16 protein-coding genes and 1 pseudogene are annotated in these 19,133 nt (G+C 59.9%); 10 read left to right on the plus strand and 7 right to left on the minus strand.

The features are described from left to right. Window positions 1-30 precede the first annotated feature (30 nt). Window positions 31-1,200 carry an MFS transporter gene (locus IMW75_RS05520; RefSeq protein WP_045059854.1) on the minus strand — a complete coding sequence of 390 codons (1,170 nt, stop codon included), beginning with the start codon at window positions 1,198-1,200 and terminating at the stop codon, window positions 31-33. 308 nt (window positions 1,201-1,508) lie between these two features. On the opposite strand from IMW75_RS05520, the gene IMW75_RS05525 reads away from it, so the two are divergent. Together IMW75_RS05525 and IMW75_RS05530 are read left to right on the plus strand one after the other, a co-directional pair. Beyond that, on the plus strand, window positions 1,509-2,342 hold the full coding sequence (locus IMW75_RS05525; RefSeq protein ID WP_205892061.1) for an EamA family transporter: 834 nt from the start codon (window positions 1,509-1,511) through the stop codon (window positions 2,340-2,342). Between the two features lie 39 nt (window positions 2,343-2,381). Continuing rightward, window positions 2,382-2,765 (plus strand): MAPEG family protein, encoded by a 384-nt coding sequence (locus IMW75_RS05530; RefSeq protein WP_045059856.1) that lies wholly within the window; start codon window positions 2,382-2,384, stop codon window positions 2,763-2,765. A gap of 126 nt (window positions 2,766-2,891) precedes the next feature. On the opposite strand, the gene mltA is transcribed toward IMW75_RS05530, so the two are convergent. After that, window positions 2,892-4,064 (minus strand): murein transglycosylase A, encoded by a 1,173-nt coding sequence (gene mltA / locus IMW75_RS05535; protein WP_205892062.1) that lies wholly within the window; start codon window positions 4,062-4,064, stop codon window positions 2,892-2,894. Window positions 4,065-4,191: 127 nt separating this feature from the next. Between mltA and IMW75_RS05540 the strand changes: the two genes are divergently transcribed. Beyond that, window positions 4,192-4,641 (plus strand): c-type cytochrome, encoded by a 450-nt coding sequence (locus IMW75_RS05540; RefSeq protein WP_205892063.1) that lies wholly within the window; start codon window positions 4,192-4,194, stop codon window positions 4,639-4,641. An 82-nt stretch (window positions 4,642-4,723) separates the two neighbouring features. Here the strand turns inward: IMW75_RS05540 and IMW75_RS05545 are convergent, their stop codons facing one another. The 4 genes from IMW75_RS05545 to IMW75_RS05560 all read right to left on the minus strand — a co-directional run bounded on the left by IMW75_RS05545 (window position 4,724) and on the right by IMW75_RS05560 (window position 9,299). After that, window positions 4,724-5,119 (minus strand): DUF1090 domain-containing protein, encoded by a 396-nt coding sequence (locus IMW75_RS05545; protein WP_045059859.1) that lies wholly within the window; start codon window positions 5,117-5,119, stop codon window positions 4,724-4,726. 99 nt (window positions 5,120-5,218) lie between these two features. Beyond that, the gene (gene ligB / locus IMW75_RS05550; RefSeq protein ID WP_045059860.1) at window positions 5,219-6,886 is read right to left on the minus strand and encodes an NAD-dependent DNA ligase LigB; all 1,668 of its coding nucleotides are present in this window, start codon (window positions 6,884-6,886) and stop codon (window positions 5,219-5,221) included. Between the two features lie 208 nt (window positions 6,887-7,094). Next, the gene (gene metK, locus IMW75_RS05555) at window positions 7,095-8,285 is read right to left on the minus strand and encodes a methionine adenosyltransferase (protein ID WP_045059861.1); all 1,191 of its coding nucleotides are present in this window, start codon (window positions 8,283-8,285) and stop codon (window positions 7,095-7,097) included. An 18-nt stretch (window positions 8,286-8,303) separates the two neighbouring features. Then, a complete protein-coding gene (locus IMW75_RS05560) occupies window positions 8,304-9,299 on the minus strand; it encodes an ArsR/SmtB family transcription factor (RefSeq protein ID WP_045059862.1) in 996 nt (331 codons plus the stop codon). A gap of 273 nt (window positions 9,300-9,572) precedes the next feature. Here IMW75_RS05560 and tkt point away from each other — a divergent pair, with 273 nt between their 5' ends. From tkt to fba, 6 genes are all read left to right on the plus strand, one after another. Further along, the gene (tkt, locus tag IMW75_RS05565) at window positions 9,573-11,570 is read left to right on the plus strand and encodes a transketolase (RefSeq protein WP_045059863.1); all 1,998 of its coding nucleotides are present in this window, start codon (window positions 9,573-9,575) and stop codon (window positions 11,568-11,570) included. A gap of 154 nt (window positions 11,571-11,724) precedes the next feature. Beyond that, window positions 11,725-12,789 (plus strand): erythrose-4-phosphate dehydrogenase, encoded by a 1,065-nt coding sequence (epd, locus tag IMW75_RS05570; protein WP_122841285.1) that lies wholly within the window; start codon window positions 11,725-11,727, stop codon window positions 12,787-12,789. 17 nt (window positions 12,790-12,806) lie between these two features. Next, a complete protein-coding gene (locus tag IMW75_RS05575) occupies window positions 12,807-13,970 on the plus strand; it encodes a phosphoglycerate kinase (RefSeq protein WP_033060390.1) in 1,164 nt (387 codons plus the stop codon). A gap of 35 nt (window positions 13,971-14,005) precedes the next feature. Continuing rightward, entirely contained in the window at window positions 14,006-14,227 is a 222-nt protein-coding gene (locus IMW75_RS05580) for a lipoprotein (protein WP_045059866.1), read from the plus strand. A gap of 56 nt (window positions 14,228-14,283) precedes the next feature. Continuing rightward, window positions 14,284-14,613 (plus strand): MliC family protein, encoded by a 330-nt coding sequence (locus IMW75_RS05585; protein WP_122841176.1) that lies wholly within the window; start codon window positions 14,284-14,286, stop codon window positions 14,611-14,613. Between the two features lie 218 nt (window positions 14,614-14,831). Further along, complete coding sequence (gene fba, locus IMW75_RS05590) at window positions 14,832-15,896, plus strand: class II fructose-bisphosphate aldolase (RefSeq protein ID WP_008151974.1); 1,065 nt, start codon at window positions 14,832-14,834, stop codon at window positions 15,894-15,896. A 129-nt stretch (window positions 15,897-16,025) separates the two neighbouring features. On the opposite strand, the gene IMW75_RS05595 is transcribed toward fba, so the two are convergent. Continuing rightward, window positions 16,026-16,694 carry a polysaccharide lyase family 7 protein gene (locus IMW75_RS05595; protein WP_205892064.1) on the minus strand — a complete coding sequence of 223 codons (669 nt, stop codon included), beginning with the start codon at window positions 16,692-16,694 and terminating at the stop codon, window positions 16,026-16,028. A 321-nt stretch (window positions 16,695-17,015) separates the two neighbouring features. Here IMW75_RS05595 and IMW75_RS05600 point away from each other — a divergent pair. Next, window positions 17,016-19,126 (plus strand): annotated as a pseudogene (locus IMW75_RS05600) (putative bifunctional diguanylate cyclase/phosphodiesterase). Window positions 19,127-19,133 lie beyond the last annotated feature (7 nt).

The raw sequence follows: 19,133 nt of genomic DNA on the forward strand, positions 1-19,133 counted from the left end.
GGTTCTACGTTCGCCTGGAGACTTCATACGTCAGTCGGTGATGCCGGCCAGCGGTGCTTCACGTCGTTGCCGGTAGATGAAGTACAACGCCGTCACCACGGTCAGGCCGCTGACCAGCGCGCCGGTCCAGGGCAGGTCGGCGAGGTCGGCGCCGCTGGCGACTACCAGCCCGCCGATCCAGGCGCCGGCGGCGTTGCCCAGGTTGAATGCGCTCTGGTTCAGGGTCGAGCCCAGGTTCGGTGCCTCATGGGCCTGGTCGATGATCAGCAGTTGCAGGATTGGGCACAGCGCGAAAGCAAAAATTCCCCACAGCACCAGCGTGATGGCTGCCGGGATGACCGAGTGGCTGGTCTGCGTGAAAGCTGCAAGCACCACCACTACCGCCAGTGCCATGCCCACCAATGACGGCAGCAGGCGGCTGTCCGCCAGCCGGCCGCCGAGCATGCTACCTGCCGTGAGGCCTACGCCAAACAACAGCAGCATGATGGTCACGCCATGGGGGCTGACGCCAGTGATGTCCTGCAGGATCGGCGCAATGTAGGTGAACACACTGAACAGGCTGGTCGACGCCAGCACGCTCATGCCCAGCGCCATCAACACATTGGCCTTGCCCAGCACCTTGAACTCGCTGGCAAGGTTGGCCTTGTCCATGGCGATGTCCTTAGGCAGCCACGCCCACTGGGCGATGGCCGCAATCACGCCAATCACCGAGACGGCCCAGAACGTCGAGCGCCAGCCGGCGTATTGTCCGAGGGCGGTGCCCAGTGGTACGCCCAACACATTGGCCAGTGTCAGGCCGGTAAACATCATGGCAATCGCCTGGGCACGTTTGTTCGGTGCTACCAGGCCGGCGGCCACCACCGAACCAATGCCGAAAAACGCCCCGTGGCACAGGGCGGTGACCACGCGAGCGGCCATCAGCGTCGCGTAGTTCGGCGCCAGGGCACACAGAATGTTGCCGAGAATGAACATCAGCGTCATGCCCAGCAGCGTCGCCTTGCGCGGCATGTTGGCGGTGCCGATCGCGAGGATCGGCGCGCCGAACACCACACCCAGGGCGTACCCGGTGATCAGCAGGCCGGCGTGGGGGATGCTTACCGCAAGGTCGCGGGCGACGTCGGGCAGCAGCCCCATGATGACGAATTCAGTGGTGCCGATGCCGAATGCGGCAACAGCGAGGGCGAATAACGCGAGTGGCATGCGCAAGTTCTCTGTCGGTAGTCTTGACGCTGTAATCAGGCATACGCATGCCAGAGACCGCTCTGGAACAGAGCGGGTCGCGGGCAAAAATTATTGGAATTGGTCTGTGCGCAACTGAGTGCGGCGTGGTCGCTTGCAGTATAAACAGCTGCTGACATATGGCGAATCAATTCTCCCGTTTCCCTTAGGAGCGAGCTTGCTCGCAAAAAAACGTGATGGCGATGCGTTAATCCAGAAGGCGCGCGTTATCGTTGACGTCCATCGCGATCGAGCTCCTACAGGGGAGTGGGTCACAAAAGGAGCATGCCGTGCTTGCAACGGCTTTGGTGTTAGTGGCGGCGCTGTTGCACGCGGCGTGGAATACCTTGATCAAATTCAGCGCCGAACGGCTGCTGGTAGTTGCCTGCATGGACAGCGTGGCCCTGTTGTTCGTGGCCGTCATGTTGCCTTTCGTGGAGTGGCCGCCGCAGGAGATCTGGCCATGGATTCTTGCGTCGGCGGCCTTCGAGTTGCTTTATCGTTATCTGCTGATCCAGGCTTACAGGGTCGGTGACCTCGGGCTGGTGTATCCACTGATGCGCGGATTGTCGCCGTTGGTGGTGCTGGCGCTGACACTGATTTTCGCCGCAGAGGTACTGACCCATCAGCAGATCTTCGGCATCTTGCTGATCCCGCTCGGCATGCTGTGCCTGCTGTGGCAAGGCGGAGGCGGGGCGCGGCTGCCGTGGTCGATGTTGCCGGTGGTGGCGTTGATCGGCCTGTGTATTGGCTGCTACACCTTCATCGACGGCCAGGCTTTGCGGCGCTGGTCACATCCACTGGATTACCTGGTGTGGGTGACGCTGATCAGCGCCTGGCCTTTTCCATTGCTGGCACTGGTGCGCAAGCGACCGGCGTTCATGCTGTTCTGGCGCGAACAATGGCGGCTGGGATTGGCAGTCGGATTCTGCGTGTTGTTCAGCTACGCTCTGGTGCTGTGGGCCATGCAGCTGGGCTCGATTGCCGAAGCGGCGGCGTTGCGCGAGATCAGTGTGATCCTGGTGGTGCTGTTCGGCATGCGCTACCTGAAAGAACCTTTCGGCCGGCCGCGGCTCTTAGCCTGTGGGCTGGTACTGATCGGCATGCTGGTGATGAAGTTTTAACGCTGATAACAATTCTGGAACTTGAAAAGGGACTGCTTTATGACGGTTGCTCTGTGGTGCATCTTGATCGCGATATTTCTGCCCTACGTCTGCGTCGGCGTGGCCAAGATCAGTGGTGGGTACAGGTTGAAAGACAACCACGACCCTCGGGACTTTCTTGAATCGTTGAATGGGTTTGGTCGACGCGCGCACGCGGCGCAACTGAACAGCTTCGAAGTGGCCCCAGCGTTTGCAGCTGCGGTGATCGTGGCGCACCTGGCCGGCAACGCGGAGCTGGTGACGATCAATGTGCTGTCGGTGTTGTTTATCACCAGCCGCTTGCTCTACATCATCTGCTACCTGGCAGATTGGGCGATCTTGCGGTCGTTGGTGTGGTTTGTTGGGATGGGCCTGATTATCAGTTTGTTTGTGGTGTCGGCGTAAGATCAAGAGATCGCAGCCTCGGAGCCCTCGACAGCTCCTACGCAGATCCCTGCAGGAGCTGTGTTGAAGGAGCTGTGTAGGAGCTGTCGAGTGCAACGAGGCTGCGATCTTTATCTTTGTTCGCGCTCAGGGTTTGTCAGCCACCTGAGGCACCTGCGGCAACGCCGCGCCCTTGGGCCATAACATCCAGATCTGACCCTGCTGTTTCATATCCCCGGCCAACTGCCCGGCAGCTTCACCGGTGCCCCAGAACAGGTCCGCGCGTACTTCGCCGGCAATCGCTCCGCCAGTATCCTGTGCCGCTACCGGTCGAACCAGCGCCGTTCCGTCAGGTCGGGTGGTGGAAAGCCACAACAGGCTGCCCAGCGGGATCACCTTGCGATCAACCGCCGCACTGTAGCCGGCTGTGAGCGGTACGTTGAGCGACCCGCGAGGGCCTTCGTTGCTGTCCGGGTTGCGGGTGAAAAACACGTAGCTCGGGTTGCTGCCAAGCAGTTCCGGTATGCGAGCCGGATTGGCCTTGGCCCAATCACTGATGGCGCCCATCGTCACATCTTCTTTTTTCAGCTCGCCCTGTTCCACCAGCCAGCGGCCGATCGGTCGATAGGGGTGGCCGTTTTGATCGGCGTAAGCAATGCGCAACTGACGGCCATCATCGAGCTGGATGCGACCCGAACCCTGGATCTGCAGGAATTGCAGATTCATCGGGTCGGTCAGCCAGGCCACGACGGGTGCCTTCACCCCTTTGGTTTCGATGGTGGCTGCATCGTCGTAGGGCTTGAGTACGCGACCTTCGAGCCTTCCGCGCAGGCGTTTGCCTTTGAGTTCCGGATAGATGCTGTCCAGCGAGACAATGATCATGTCCTCCGGCACGCCGTACACCGGAATACTCGCCACCGCGGTCTGAGTCAGGCTGCCAGGGTAGACCGGTTCGTAGTAACCGGTGATCAGGCCGTTGGGGTTGTCATTGGCAGCGCGCAAGCCGTAGACGTCCAGGTGTTGCTTGAGGAATCCGCGGATTTCGTTGGCGGTTGCCGGGACGTTGGCGGAGGCCGCACAAGTGGCGCCCCAGACCGCGTCGGCCTTGAGTCGGTTACAGGCGCTGCGCCACGAACCGAAGCCGGCGATCAGGTCGTTGTCCGACACCGTTGGCAACGCTTCCCAGGTGGCGCTGGAGTAAGTCGCCAGCGCGTGGGTTTTGGGTGGGGCGTTTTCGCCCCCGGTGCAGCCGGCGAGCACGGCGACTATCGGGAGAGTCCAGGACAGGCGAGGGCGCCATGCCTTGATGCAGCTGATCATGGAGTAATTCCTTTGCTGGTTGCCTGAGTGCTCCATGCGCTCGAACAACCCATATTGATAATAGGGCTATTGGTCTTTACGGATGACGCGAGGATACTGGCCGCCGTTCCCGTGACCTGAAGCCACCATGACTCTTAAAAGACTTTCCGTTGTATTGCTGGCCTGCCTGACGTTGACTGCTTGTGGCGGCGTCGACCCGAATTCGCCGCTGGGCCAGCGCAAGGCGATTTTCAAACAGATGCTCAAGACCGGTGAAGACCTGGGTGGCATGTTGCGGGGTCGCATTCCATTCGATGGCGCGAAGTTCGCTGACGGTGCCGTGAAGCTCGATGCCTTGTCCCATGAGCCCTGGAAACATTTCCCGCAGGTGCGCGAAGAAGATCACACCAGCGCCAAGGATGATGTCTGGCAGAAACAGGCACGCTTCCAGGAAATGGCTCGCACGCTTGAAGCCGCCACCGGTGAATTGGTGGTTGCCAGCAAGGTTCAACCCTACAAGGCCAGCAATCTGGGGCCGGCGGTGCAGAAGGTCGAAGATGCCTGCAGTGCGTGCCATAAAGAATTTCGGGATCATTGATTTGCGGCGCTCTGGCTGACGATTCGACTTGCTCGCGAAGAGGCCAGTCAGAGCAACCGAAAGCTTCGGTCATTCTTTATATTTATTTATCCAGCTCATCCAGCGCTTCCTGCAATTCCTTGCGGGACTCGGCGAGCTTGTCTTTGCGTTTGTTGATCTTCTCCGGGTCGCCTTTCTTCATGGCCTTGTCCAGGTCTGCCTGGCGCTTGCTGACTTCATGCTTGGCGTCCAGCACCTTGTTTTCCCGTTCTTTCTGCAGCGATGCGTCGGTGCAGTGGGTGGTGACTTCGCTCAGGGCTTTTTCCAGGCCGGCCTGTTGATCAGCATTACCGTGGGACTTGGCCAGTTCGATCTGGTTGATGATGCCCTGTTTCTTGGCCGCGCAACCGGTCAGGCCGGGAGCCTCTTCAGCGGCCATCAGTGGAGCGGCCATGACGCTGCAAAGCGTCAACAGGGCGAGTGGAGAAAGAAATTTCATAAAAGCTCCATGTGTAAAGGCAATCGTGTCGGTGTGACGACGGGCCGTTTGAGCCGGATCGGCACCTATGGGTTCCCGTATGCACGGTATTGCCGGCCGCTAAAAACCGTCAACGCCCGCCATACGTAATGTTTCGCTCAAGGCCAGGACCTGCGGGTCACGGAAAAACGCGCTTAATTGCGCCGCGCGTCCCGGGCCTATACCGGCCTGGGCCTGCCATTGTTCGGTTTCACGTTGCGCCAGTTCCCGCCACGAATCAGCAAGCTGTGCCTGACCGATTGGCGGCATGCCCAACGCATTGAGCCAGCGTGCGAACGGACGTTGTCGGGCGCTGTTGAAGCTGTTTAAAAGCTGAGCCGTGCTGCGCTCGCCGAAACCGTTAATGTTAGCAAGCTCTTGAGCATCGAGGGTCAACCAATCCAGCAGTCCCTTCAGTCGGCCTGTTTCCAGAAGTTTCTCCCAGGTGCCCGGGCCGATGTTTGGCATGTCCAGCCCTTGCTTGCCGCTGAGCCAGGTCAGTCGCGCGAGAAACTGGCTTTGACAGCCCTGAGTGGGTTGCCAGCAACTGAGCTGATGAAAATCCGCAGCTTCTGGAACCTCCATGTGAACGCGCTCGACGCTACGCAGTATGACGCCGTCCAGCCTTGGAATGGTCAGGCCGGCCAGGCTGATGGACACCTGGTCGCCAGGGCGGATATCCAGCGCTTGCCAGCGTGGCAGGGAACTGACGCTGACGCGCTTGATCTGGCGATCATCGAGCCATATCGGCGCTACATCCAGCACTGGAGTGATCCGGCCAGTGCGTCCGATGTTGAAATGGACCTTGCGAACTTCGGCCAGCGCCTGGGCGAAAGGGTATTTCCAGGCCACGATCCAGTAGGGCGCCTTGGCTTGCCAGCGATCGGCAGAGGGGCGCTCGTCCTGGCGCAGGACAATGCCATCGCTGGCGAAAGGCAGGGGTGAGCGGTACCAATGCTCACGCCAGCGCACGACGTCGGCCAGTTCCGCGATCGGGTGGCTCAAGGGCGCGGTGCTATCGAATCCCAATGCGTCCAGGGCGGCAATGCGCGCGGAAAGACTGGCTGGGCCTTCTGGCCATTCCCACACGAACAGGCCGATGCCTGCGGCGTCCTGCGCGCTTAGTTGTTTGCGCGCCATCAGTCCGGCGACGTTGCCCCGAGCATTGAGGCTGCCGGCACTGGCTTGAACGTGGCCATCCAGGCGCCAATACAGTTCACCTTGCACCACCAGGTCCCGGGGTTGCGAAAGCTGTTGCGGGATGCCGCCAATCCGCCGCGCCGATGCGGTCCAGTCCTTGCCCTGCACCCCGTTGCCGCGACTGATCGCGCGCACCAGTACACCTTTCTCATACACCAGGCTCACTGCCACGCCATCGACCTTGGGTTGAACCCAGACTTGGTTGCGATTTTTCAGCCAGTCTTCAATGGCTGCGCCATCAATGAGTTTGTTCAGGCCGGTGTGGGGGATGGGGTGTGGAATCGAGCCACCTGCGGTGCGCAGTGGATCTGCCGGCGCGTCCAGATTGAAGCATTGCTGCCAGTCGGTCAGTTGAGCGCGGGCTTGATCGTAAAGTTCGTCGGCGACCATGGACTGGCCTTGGCGATGGTAGCTGTCGTCCCACAGGTCGATCTGTTTTTGCACGGCGCTGATCTCTTCCTGGGCTCGCCCGGGGGGCCAGTCGGGGCATTGGGCTGCGTGGACGGAGAGCGAAAGGAAGGTCAGGAGAATAGCGATCAACAAGCGCATCGTGAGCGTCCTTGCTCATTGGGGGTTGTTGAAGATTAGTCAGTATTGCCAGGCCCGGAGGGTGAGTGTTTTGCCTGGTATTTCCCGCGGTGAATGGGCCGGCCCCATCGCGAGCAGGCTCGCTCCCACAGTGCTGAGCTTGAGACACAGCCACAAAAAAGCCCCGCACGGCGAACCGTGTGGGGCTTCGGGTACCGCCGGGGAAGTCTTACAAACCAGCAGCGGAACGCAGGGCGTCGGCGCGGTCGGTTTTTTCCCAGGTGAACGTGGTGAAGGTGTCTTCGCCCACGGTCTTGGTTTCCGGAGTACGGCCGAAGTGGCCGTAAGCGGCGGTCTCCTGGTACATCGGGTGCAGCAGGTCTAGCATGGTGGTGATGGCGTAAGGACGCAGGTCGAACACTTCACGCACCAGGTTGATGATTTTCTCATCGCTGATCTTGCCGGTGCCAAAGGTGTTCAGCGAGATCGACGTAGGCTGGGCCACGCCGATTGCGTAGGAAACCTGAATCTCGCAACGCTCGGCCAGGCCTGCAGCCACAATGTTCTTGGCCACGTAACGACCGGCGTAGGCGGCCGAACGGTCAACCTTGGAAGGATCCTTGCCGGAGAACGCACCGCCACCGTGACGAGCCATGCCGCCGTAGGTGTCGACGATGATCTTGCGACCGGTCAGGCCGCAGTCGCCAACCGGGCCACCAATGATGAACTGGCCAGTCGGGTTGATGTGGAACTGGGTGTCCTTGTGCAGCAGCTCGGCAGGCAGTACGTGCTTGACGATCAGCTCCATCACGCCTTCGCGCAGGTCTTTGTACGACACTTCAGGGTTGTGCTGGGTCGACAGGACCACGGCATCGATGCCCACGACTTTGCCATTTTCGTAACGGCAGGTGACCTGGGACTTGGCGTCCGGGCGCAGCCACGGCAGCAGGCCGGATTTGCGCGCTTCAGCCTGACGCTGTACCAGCTGGTGAGAGAAGGTGATTGGTGCCGGCATCAGCACGTCGGTCTCGTTGCTGGCGTAGCCGAACATCAGGCCCTGGTCGCCGGCGCCCTGATCTTCAGGCTTGGCACGGTCGACACCCTGGTTGATGTCAGGGGACTGCTTGCCGATGATGTTCATCACGCCGCAGGTCGCACCGTCGAAACCAACGTCGGAGCTGGTGTAGCCGATGTCGGTGATCACATCACGAACGATCTGCTCCAGGTCAACCCAGGCCGAGGTGGTGACTTCGCCGGCGATGATCGCCACGCCCGTTTTCACCAGCGTCTCGCACGCCACGCGGGCGAACTTGTCTTCAGCAATGATTGCGTCCAGCACCGCATCAGAAATCTGGTCGGCGATTTTGTCCGGATGCCCTTCAGACACGGACTCGGAGGTGAAGAGGGAGTATTCGCTCATCTCGATGTTTTCCTGAATTTACCGATGGTGAGTGTCGCCAGCCGGCCGCTGAAAGTGGCGGACCTGAATCTGGAAACCATTACGTAAGCCTACATAGAGGCTTTCCCCGGGAACGAGTCCCGCAGCGGTGGCCCAACGGGCCAGATCGTCCTGTTCAAACCCCAACCAGAGATCACCGCAGGCCTCCTTGGCCCAACTCTGGTTGTGGCTACATAACTCTGTCACTAACAGGCTACCGCCTGGTTTCAGCAAAACGGCCATGTGCCTTAGGGCATCAGCCGGCGCGGCAAAATGGTGCAGTACCATGTTCAATACAACGCAATCAGCCGTGAGGCTGACGCCGTTCAACGCATCGGCGAGCTGCAGGCTGACGTTGCCCAGGGCTTCGCGTTCACAGACCTGGCGTGCCAGTTCAAGCATGGCCGGGCTGTTATCCAGTGCCGTTACGTGCATGAAACGCCGCGCCAGTTCCGGCAGGAAGGCGCCGTCACCGGGGCCGACTTCGATCGCCGTGGCGCTCTCGCCGAAACCCAGCTTGTCGAGCAGTGCTACCACGCTGTCGCGGTACTGCGGCAAGCCGGCAATCAGGTCCTGCTGGGCGCGAAATTTTTCCGCGACCCGCGAGAAGAAGTCCTGGCTGGCAGCTGCTCGTTGCCCATGGACCTGACCGATCCGCGACTGCACATCGGCAGGCAGGGTCAGGTTATCCACTTCTTCGAGCAGGGCGGCATGCAGCTTGCCGCCCAGCAGTTCAGTGTGGGGCAGGGCGCGACGATAGAAAATCGCATTGCCTTCACGGCGAGTCGCCACCAGTTCGGCCTGGGCCAGTACTTTGAGGTGGTGACTCATGCCCGACTGACCCATGCCGAAAATCTGCGCCAGTTCCAGTACGCCAAACGAATCGTTGGCCAGCACGCGCAACACATTCAGACGCAAAGGATCGCCGCCGGCCTTGCAAAGGGCCGCCAGCTCGTCGCAATCGTCATGTTGAATGGATGGCACGCGTAAATTCATAAGGCCGGCAGTCTAGTCACGGGTCGAAAACACCGCAAGAGCAATATCAAAAAGTTTTGATATTGCTCGATAGATGGCACTTCCCGGCGCCTGCTTTACTCTACAAACGTACAGCGGAAAGGTTTCACCAAGCGAAACCGCCGCCTGTCATGGGAAAAACGTCCTCATATGACTATCTGTCATTGCCCCGAGGCCGGTCGGTGAGGGAAAATGCTCGCCTTTTTTCCGATTCGTTTTATTCACTCTCGATTCAATATCCGCAGGAGAACAGCGATGCCCAGCCGTCGTGAGCGTGCCAACGCCATTCGTGCCCTCAGCATGGATGCCGTGCAAAAAGCCAACAGCGGCCATCCCGGTGCCCCTATGGGTATGGCGGATATCGCCGAAGTACTTTGGCGTGACTACCTGAAGCACAACCCGAGCAATCCATCGTTCGCTGACCGTGACCGCTTCGTGCTGTCCAACGGCCATGGCTCGATGTTGATCTACTCGCTGCTGCACCTGACCGGCTACGACCTGTCGATCGATGACCTGAAAAACTTCCGCCAACTGCACAGCCGCACCCCGGGCCACCCGGAATTCGGCTACACCCCTGGCGTTGAAACCACGACCGGTCCACTGGGCCAAGGCCTGGCCAATGCCGTTGGTTTTGCCCTGGCAGAAAAAGTTCTGGCCGCGCAATTCAACCGTCCGGGCCACAACGTTGTTGATCACCACACCTACGTATTCCTGGGTGATGGCTGCATGATGGAAGGCATTTCCCACGAAGTCGGCTCCCTGGCCGGTACTTTGGGCCTGGGCAAGCTGATCGCCTTCTACGATGACAACGGTATTTCCATCGACGGCGAAGTCGAAGGCTGGTTCACCGACGACACGCCAAAGCGTTTCGAAGCCTATAACTGGCAGGTGATCCGCAACGTCGATGGTCACGACCCTGAAGAAATCAAGACGGCCATCGACACCGCTCGCAAAAGCGACCAGCCGACGCTGATCTGCTGCAAGACCACGATCGGCTTCGGTTCGCCGAACAAGCAGGGTAAAGAAGACTGCCACGGTGCCCCGCTGGGTGATGCGGAAATCGCTCTGACCCGCACCGCGCTGAACTGGAACCACGGTCCGTTCGAAATCCCGGCTGACATCTACGCCGAGTGGGATGCCAAAGAAGCCGGTCTTGCCGCTGAAGCCGAGTGGGATCAGCGTTTTGCCGCCTATTCCGCTGCCTTCCCTGACCTGGCCAACGAACTGGTTCGTCGCCTGAGCGGTGAATTGCCAGCTGACTTCGCCGAAAAAGCCTCGGCCTACATTGCTGAAGTCGCGGCCAAAGGCGAGACCATCGCCAGCCGCAAGGCCAGCCAGAACGCCCTGAATGCCTATGGTCCGCTGTTGCCTGAACTGCTGGGCGGCTCCGCTGACCTGGCCGGTTCCAACCTGACCCTGTGGAAAGGTTGCAAAGGTGTCACCGGCGAAGACGCCAGCGGCAACTACATGTACTACGGCGTTCGCGAATTCGGCATGAGCGCGATCATGAACGGCGTCGCCCTGCACGGCGGTCTGGTGCCTTACGGCGCGACCTTCCTGATGTTCATGGAATACGCACGCAACGCAGTGCGCATGGCCTCGCTGATGAAAAAGCGCGTGGTGTTCGTCTACACCCACGACTCCATCGGCCTGGGCGAAGATGGCCCGACTCACCAGCCAATCGAGCAACTGACCAGCCTGCGCAGCACCCCGAACCTCGATACCTGGCGTCCAGCGGATGCCGTTGAATCGGCGGTTTGCTGGAAACTGGCAATCGAGCGCAAGGACGGGCCTTCGGCGCTGATCTTCTCGCGTCAGAACCTGCAGCATCAGGATCGTGATGCCGGCCAGATCGCCGACATCGCCCGTGGCGGCTACGTGTTGAAGGACTGCGTGGGCGAGCCTGAGCTGATCCTGATTTCCACTGGTTCGGAAGTGGGCCTGGCTGTTCAGGCGTACGACAAGCTGACTGCGCAAGGTCGCAATGTGCGTGTGGTGTCTATGCCTTGCACCAGCGTGTTCGATGCCCAGGATGCCGACTACAAGCAATCGGTATTGCCGTTGCAGGTCAGCGCCCGTATCGCCATCGAAGCCGCGCATGCGGACTACTGGTACAAGTACGTGGGCCTGGAAGGCCGCGTCATCGGCATGACCACCTACGGCGAGTCGGCGCCTGCCCCTGCCTTGTTCGAAGAGTTCGGTTTTACCCTGGAAAACATCCTGGGTCAGGCTGAAGAGCTGCTGGAAGACTAAAGCAGTGCGCGGTAGCCCAGGCTGCCGCGTCCCCTGTAGGAGCTGCCGGAGGCTGCGATCTTTTGATCTTGTTTTTAAGCTCGAGATCAAAAGATCGCAGCCTTCGGCAGCTCCTACAGGGGTTGTGTTGTTAGCGAACATTATCGAGAACCCCATGCCCCAACCGCGTCCTTACAAAGTTGCACTCAACGGCTACGGCCGGATTGGTCGTTGCGTCTTGCGTGCGTTGTTCGAGCGAGGCGACAAGGCCGGGTTTGAGATTGTCGCGATCAACGATCTGGCCGACATGGCCAGCATCGAATACCTGACACGCTTCGACTCCACGCACGGGCGTTTTCCCGGCGAAGTGAAAGTCGACGGCGATTGTCTGCATATTAATGGCAACTGCGTGAAGGTCCTGCGCAGTGCTACGCCCGAAGGCATCGACTGGGCGGCACTGGACGTCGATCTGGTGCTTGAATGCTCCGGTGCCTACCACACCCGCGAGGATGGCCAGCGTTTCCTCAATGCCGGTGCGCCGCGGGTGCTGTTTTCCCAGCCGATGGCCAGCGAGGCCGACGTTGACGCCACTATCGTCTACGGTGTGAACCAGGATTGCCTGACCGGCGCCGAGCTGCTGGTGTCCAACGCGTCCTGCACCACCAACTGCGGCGTGCCGCTGTTGCGCCTGCTGGACAAGGCCATCGGCCTGGATTACGTGTCGATCACCACCATTCACTCGGCGATGAACGATCAGCCAGTGATCGACGCCTATCACCACGAAGACCTGCGCCGCACCCGTTCGGCGTTTCAGTCGGTGATTCCGGTGTCCACTGGTCTGGCGCGTGGCATCGAACGCCTGTTGCCGGAACTTGCCGGCAGAATTCAGGCCAAAGCCGTGCGGGTGCCGACGGTAAACGTCTCCTGCCTCGACATTACGATGCAGACCGCTACCGCTACTGATGCCACCGAGATCAACCGGATCCTGCGCGAGGCGGCCACCAGCGGTCCGCTCAAGGGCTTGCTCGCCTATACCGAGTTGCCTCACGCAAGCTGTGATTTCAACCACGACCCACATTCTGCCATCGTCGATGCCAGTCAGACTCGGGTCTCCGGCCCCAAGCTGGTGAACATCCTGGCCTGGTTCGACAACGAATGGGGTTTTGCCAACCGAATGCTGGACGTTGCAGAGCACTATCTGCAAGCAGCTTCTCCACTCTCTGCTTCTCAAAAGCCGTAACTCAGGAAATGCGACCCATGACCGTGTTGAAGATGACCGACCTCGATCTGCAAGGTAAGCGCGTACTGATTCGCGAAGACCTCAACGTCCCAGTCAAGGACGGTGTTGTCACCAGCGATGCGCGAATCCTGGCTTCGCTGCCGACCATCAAGCTGGCCCTGGAGAAAGGTGCAGCCGTGATGGTCTGCTCGCACCTTGGCCGTCCGACCGAAGGCGAGTTCTCGGCCGAGAACAGCCTCAAGCCAGTCGCCGATTACCTGAGCAAGGCCCTGGGCCGCGAAGTGCCACTGGTTGCCGATTACCTGGGCGGCGTTGACGTCAAGGCCGGCGACATCGTGTTGTTCGAAAACGTGCGCTTCAACAAGGGCGAGAAAAAGAACGCTGACGAACTGGCCCAGCAATACGCCGCACTGTGCGACGTGTTCGTGATGGACGCCTTCGGCACCGCTCACAGAGCCGAAGGTTCGACCCATGGCGTGGCCAAATTCGCCAAAGTCGCCGCTGCAGGTCCGCTGCTCGCTGCTGAACTGGACGCACTGGGCAAAGCCCTGGGTGCACCAGCCCAGCCAATGGCCGCCATCGTCGCCGGCTCGAAGGTGTCGACCAAGCTCGACGTACTCAACAGCCTGAGCCAGATCTGCAACCAGCTGATCGTCGGCGGCGGCATTGCCAACACGTTCCTGGCCGCAGCCGGCCATCCGGTTGGTAAATCCCTGTACGAGCCGGACCTGCTGGACACCGCTCGCGCAATCGCCGCCAAGGTCAGCGTGCCGCTGCCGGTAGACGTAGTGGTGGCCAAGGAGTTCGCCGAAAGTGCGACCGCCACCGTCAAGCTGATCGCCGACGTGGCCGCCGATGACATGATTCTGGATATCGGCCCGCAGACCGCGGCGAATTTCGCCGAGTTGCTGAAATCGTCCAAAACCATCCTGTGGAACGGCCCGGTGGGCGTGTTCGAGTTCGACCAGTTCGGCAACGGCACCAAGGTCCTGGCCCAGGCCATCGCCGAAAGCTCGGCCTTCTCCATTGCCGGTGGCGGAGATACCCTGGCCGCTATCGATAAATATGGCGTTGCCGACCAGATCTCCTACATTTCTACCGGCGGCGGTGCGTTCCTCGAATTCGTCGAAGGCAAAGTGCTGCCGGCGGTTGAAGTCCTGGAAAGCCGGGCCAAGGCCTGAGGTCTGCTCTGTTGACCAGGAAAGGGAGTGTTCACATGGTCAAGACACTGGCGCTGTTGGTCGTCGTGGCATCGCTGGCCGCCTGCGGGAGTAATCCCAAGGCCAAGCCGGAGCCTGCACCGTCCGAGGTGGAAAAAGGCTGTTACCAGGCTGACTGGCAGGCCGAGACCAACCCGGTGATCAACAAGCGTTCCGGGCCTGATGGCCTGGAGAAATATGAGACCCGGACGCCGGCCAAGGAACATGGTTGCCCTTGACGGGTCTGACTCTTTACCCAGCGCTGGCGGCGCGTGCCGCCAGTCGAGGAACATGGATGAAAGGTTTTATCGCCGTTACGGCATTGGCACTGCTGGCAGGTTGCTCGAATTTCAACCTGTTCACGCCTGCCGAACCGACTGACAGCTGGACGAGCTGGACCTGTGACAGCCAGGCCAAGGTGCTGTGGCGCTATACCGATGCCAGCCGTGAGGCGGTGGATGTGCGCCTCGGCGGGGCAGATCAGGTCTATCGCCTGAAGCAGGAACAGGGCGCCTCGGGTGCGCTGTACAGCAACGACATGCTGGCGTTTCACATGAAAGGTGAGGAAGGCCTGGTGTACTGGGTCGCCACCAATGATTTGATTGGCCGCGGTTGCCATCTGTAGGAGCGAGCTTGCTCGCGATGGTCGTTAACGATAACGCTGGGTGCCTGAGTGCCCGCGCTGTCTGGGCCATCTTCGCGAGCAAGCTCGCTCCTACAGGGGGCCGATGCAACACCGAATTCGCAGGCAGGGCCAACCCCCGATCTGCAATAACTTGAATAGCCGCCGCCGCTACGGCAGGCTGGCACGATTAACGACCCAAACCGGGAGAGACACACACAATGGCACTTATCAGCATGCGCCAGATGTTGGACCACGCAGCCGAGTTCGGCTACGGCGTTCCAGCCTTCAACGTCAACAACCTTGAGCAGATGCGCGCCATCATGGAAGCCGCTGACAAGACTGACTCCCCGGTGATCGTCCAGGCTTCGGCCGGTGCTCGCAAATACGCCGGCGCGCCGTTCCTGCGTCACCTGATCCTGGCGGCTATCGAAGAATTCCCGCACATCCCGGTGTGCATGCACCAGGACCACGGCACCAGCCCTGACGTCTGCCAGCGCTCGATCCAGCTGGGCTTCAGCTCGGTGATGATGGACGGCTCCCTCGGCGAAGACGGCAAGACCCCAACTGACTACGACTACAACATTCGTGTCACCCAGCAAACCGTTGCCATGGCTCACGCCTGCGGTGTTTCGGTTGAGGGCGAGTTGGGTTGCCTGGGCTCCCTGGAAACCGGCATGGCCGGTGAAGAAGACGGCATCGGCGCCGAAGGCGTACTGGATCACAGCCAGATGCTGACCGACCCGGAAGAAGCTGCTGACTTCGTCAAGCGCACTCAGGTCGACGCCTTGGCAATTGCCATCGGCACCAGCCACGGCGCCTACAAGTTCACCAAGCCGCCTACCGGCGACGTGCTGGCGATCGATCGTATCAAAGAGATCCACAAACGCATCCCCAACACTCACCTGGTGATGCACGGCTCGTCTTCGGTGCCTCAGGACTGGCTGGCGATCATCAACCAGTACGGTGGCGACATTAAAGAAACCTACGGCGTACCGGTTGAAGAAATCGTCGAAGGCATCAAGCATGGCGTGCGCAAGGTCAACATCGACACTGACCTGCGCCTGGCTTCCACTGGTGCGATGCGTCGCCTGATGGCTACCAACCCAAGCGAGTTCGACCCGCGTAAATTCTTCGGCGCCACCGTCACCGCCATGCGCGACGTGTGCATTGCGCGCTACGAAGCCTTCGGCACTGCCGGCAACGCTTCGAAGATCAAGCCGATCTCCTTGGAAGGTATGTACCAGCGTTACCTGAAGGGCGAGTTGAACGCCAAGGTCAACTGAGTCAGGCTTCAGTCAGCACTGAAAAACCCGCAGCGATGCGGGTTTTTTTTGCCTGTCGTTCCGAGGTTCCGGGATGTCCTGCGCTCCAGCGCATGCAAGGCCCCCGACACAACACAGAATGTGTTCGCACTACTTGTCGTGATCAATATCCAGTTTGCTGAACGTCACCTTGGCACCTTCGCTGGTGTACCCCGTATTGTCCTGGACATAAACACCCGCCTTGAAATACAGCGGCTTGTCGCGCCAGGTGGCGCTGATGTTGGTGTCCCATTGATATCCCGCAGCACTGATACCCAATGCGCCGCCGGGGCTGAGGTGAATGAGGTAGGAAAACTGCCGGTCGAGCTTGATGCCGGTCGCCAGTGTAATGACCCGACCTTCGCCGTCATCCGGGTGCATGCGCACTTTGGCAACGATATTCCCGGTTTGCGTCTTGGTCTTGTACTGGTATTCGAGTTTTACCATGGGTTTCTGGCTGTCGTAGGCATGGATCTGACCGATGACCAACTTGCCTGAACTGGGCACCTGATTGACCGCCAGGGTTGCGCGCAGGGAGTTGTCGGCGTCGGGGTAGTACCAGTTGCGAAGCGTGCCATTGCTATAGGTTTCACGAAGTTCAGTGCGCGGGTATTTGGCATTTTCAGTGCGTGAACCGGTCACCGGGGACCAGAAAAATAATGTGCCGGTGTCGGAGTGGAAGTATTGATCCTTGAACCCCTTCACCAATTTGGCTGTTTCAACGGTGTAGGGCGGATTGCCGACAGGAACACTCAGGTTCCAGGTTGCGAGATCGATCATAGACAAAGCTTCCACAGTTTTCTTGCACGCACGTACCAGACGCTCTGGCACGCAGCTCGGAGGTGGGTCTTTATAGGCGCGTAAGCCCGCCTTGTTAACGCAAAACTGACAGATGGGTGACGTCAAAATCCTGTCAAAAAGCCATCTTCCCCGGTTTCAGGGGGCTACAGCCGTGACCGTTAGTCGGTGAATTAACGCTTTAGTTAGATGATGGCGCTCTGACAGCTACTGCTTTGTTGGATCCAGGTCTAGAGTGAGGGCTTAGTATTTGTCCGGTTTTTCAAAAAAACCGGCCTGACTCCCCGAACGAAGAGAAGCAGCATGGAATGCGGGCCACTTACGCCAGGTGAAGGCAATTCGATTCTGTTAATCGTCGATGATTACCCCGAAAATCTGATTAGCATGCGGGCCTTGCTCGAACGTGAGGATTGGCAGGTCATGACCGCCACCTCGGGTTTCGAGGCCTTGGGGTTGATGCTGGAGCATGATGTCGACCTGGTGCTGCTGGATGTGCAGATGCCAGGCATGGACGGTTTTGAGGTCGCGCAGTTGATGCGGGGCAGTCAGCGAACCCGTCTTACCCCGATCATCTTCCTCACGGCCAACGAACAGTCTCAGGACGCCGTGCTCAAGGGCTATGCCAGCGGCGCGGTGGATTACCTGTTTAAGCCCTTCGACCCGCAGATCCTCAAGCCAAAAATTCAGGCGCTGCTCGAGCATCAACGCAATCGCCGGGCGCTGCAACGCCTGAGCCATGATCTGGAGCTCGCTCGCGCGTTTAATGCGTCGGTGCTGGATAACGCCGCCGAAGGCATTCTGGTGGTCGATGAGGGCGGTCTGATTCGCTTTGCGAATCCGGCGATGTCGCGGATGCTCAGTGCTACTGTGCAGGAACTGGAGGGCAAGGAGTTTCTGGACTTCCTGCAAAAACCGCATATTGCCCTGTGGGCCGATTCCGAACTGCTGGCCGGCTACAGGCGCGGTGAAACCCTGCGCCTGCACGATGCGCTGCTGCGAACGGCCCCCAATCAGCAGGTGCCGGTTGCGCTGTCGTGTGCACCATTGCCTGCTGAACAGCGCGCTATGGTGGTGACGGTGCTCGACATGTCAGTGGTGCGCCATCTGCATAAGCAACTGGAGTTCCAGGCCATTACCGACCCCCTTACCGGGCTGCTTAATCGTCGAGGTTTCTATCAGACGGTTGAGAATCTGCTGCTGCGCGGTGAGCGCTCCGACAGCGCCTGGGTGTTGTTGTACCTGGACCTTGATGGCTTCAAACGGGTGAACGATTCGCTCGGTCATGATGCCGGGGACAGGGTGCTGCGCTGGGTTTCCGAGCAATTGAAGGCCTGTTTGCAACCCTTGGATATTCTCGCCCGCATGGGCGGCGACGAGTTCACGGCGCTGCTGGACCTGGAGTTTCCCGAGCAGGCAGCGCGGATCGCCGAAAAGCTGATCGAGCGGGTCTCGGTCTGTCAGCAGATTGATGGCCTGGACGTCGCGTTGGGTGCCAGTATCGGCATCGCCACATTCCCGGACTGCGGTTCCAACCTTGATGGTTTGTTGCGTGCGGCGGACATCGCCATGTACGAAGCCAAGCGTGCCGGTCGCCAGCAGTACCGCTTTTATGACCATGAAATGAACGGCCGCGCGCGCTCACGATTGATGCTTGAGGAGAGCGTGCGCGACGCCATCGAGAACCGTGATTTCAACCTGGTCTACCAGCCCCAGGTGGCCATTAACGGTGGGCAGATTCGCGGGTTCGAAGCCCTGTTGCGCTGGCAGCACCCCAGCGTTGGTGACGTGCCGCCCGGGCTGTTTTTGCCGTTGCTGGAAGAAGCGCGGCTGATCAGTCGCCTGGGCAGCTGGATCTACCAGCGCGGTGCGGGACAGCGCAAGGCGTGGGAAACCCTGTTTGCCGAGGACCTGGTACTGGGAGTGAGTTTGAGCAGTACCCAGTTCGGCATGCCGAACCTGGCCACCGAGTTGCGCCAGGTGCTGGAGCGTCATGGGCTCAAGCCTCGCCATCTGGAAGTCGAAGTCACCGAGGCGGCGTTGGCACAAAACCCCGAGGAAACTCGCAAGCAACTGCGTTTGCTGCGCAACCTGGGGGTGCGGGTCGCTTTGGATGACTTCGGCTCTGGCGCATGTTCGTTGTCGAATCTGCGCGACCTGGAGCTGGACACCTTGAAAATTGACAGGCATCTGATCGCCCGGTTGCCGCAGTCGTCCCGGGATGCGGCATTGGTGAGCAATGTGATTGATTTGTGCCGCCAGTACGGGATTCTGGTCATTGCCGAAGGCGTGGAAACCGTCGCGCAATATGAATGGCTGCAGGCGCACGGTTGCGAATATGTGTAGCGCGACCGATGGTGGCCGAGGACGTCGGCGAATTTGTCCTGCCGTTCGACTGGAACACGCTGGCATCGTGAATTCGCT

The organism is Pseudomonas gregormendelii (genome assembly GCF_017114825.1).
GTDB classification, from domain to species: Bacteria; Pseudomonadota; Gammaproteobacteria; order Pseudomonadales; family Pseudomonadaceae; genus Aquipseudomonas; species Aquipseudomonas gregormendelii.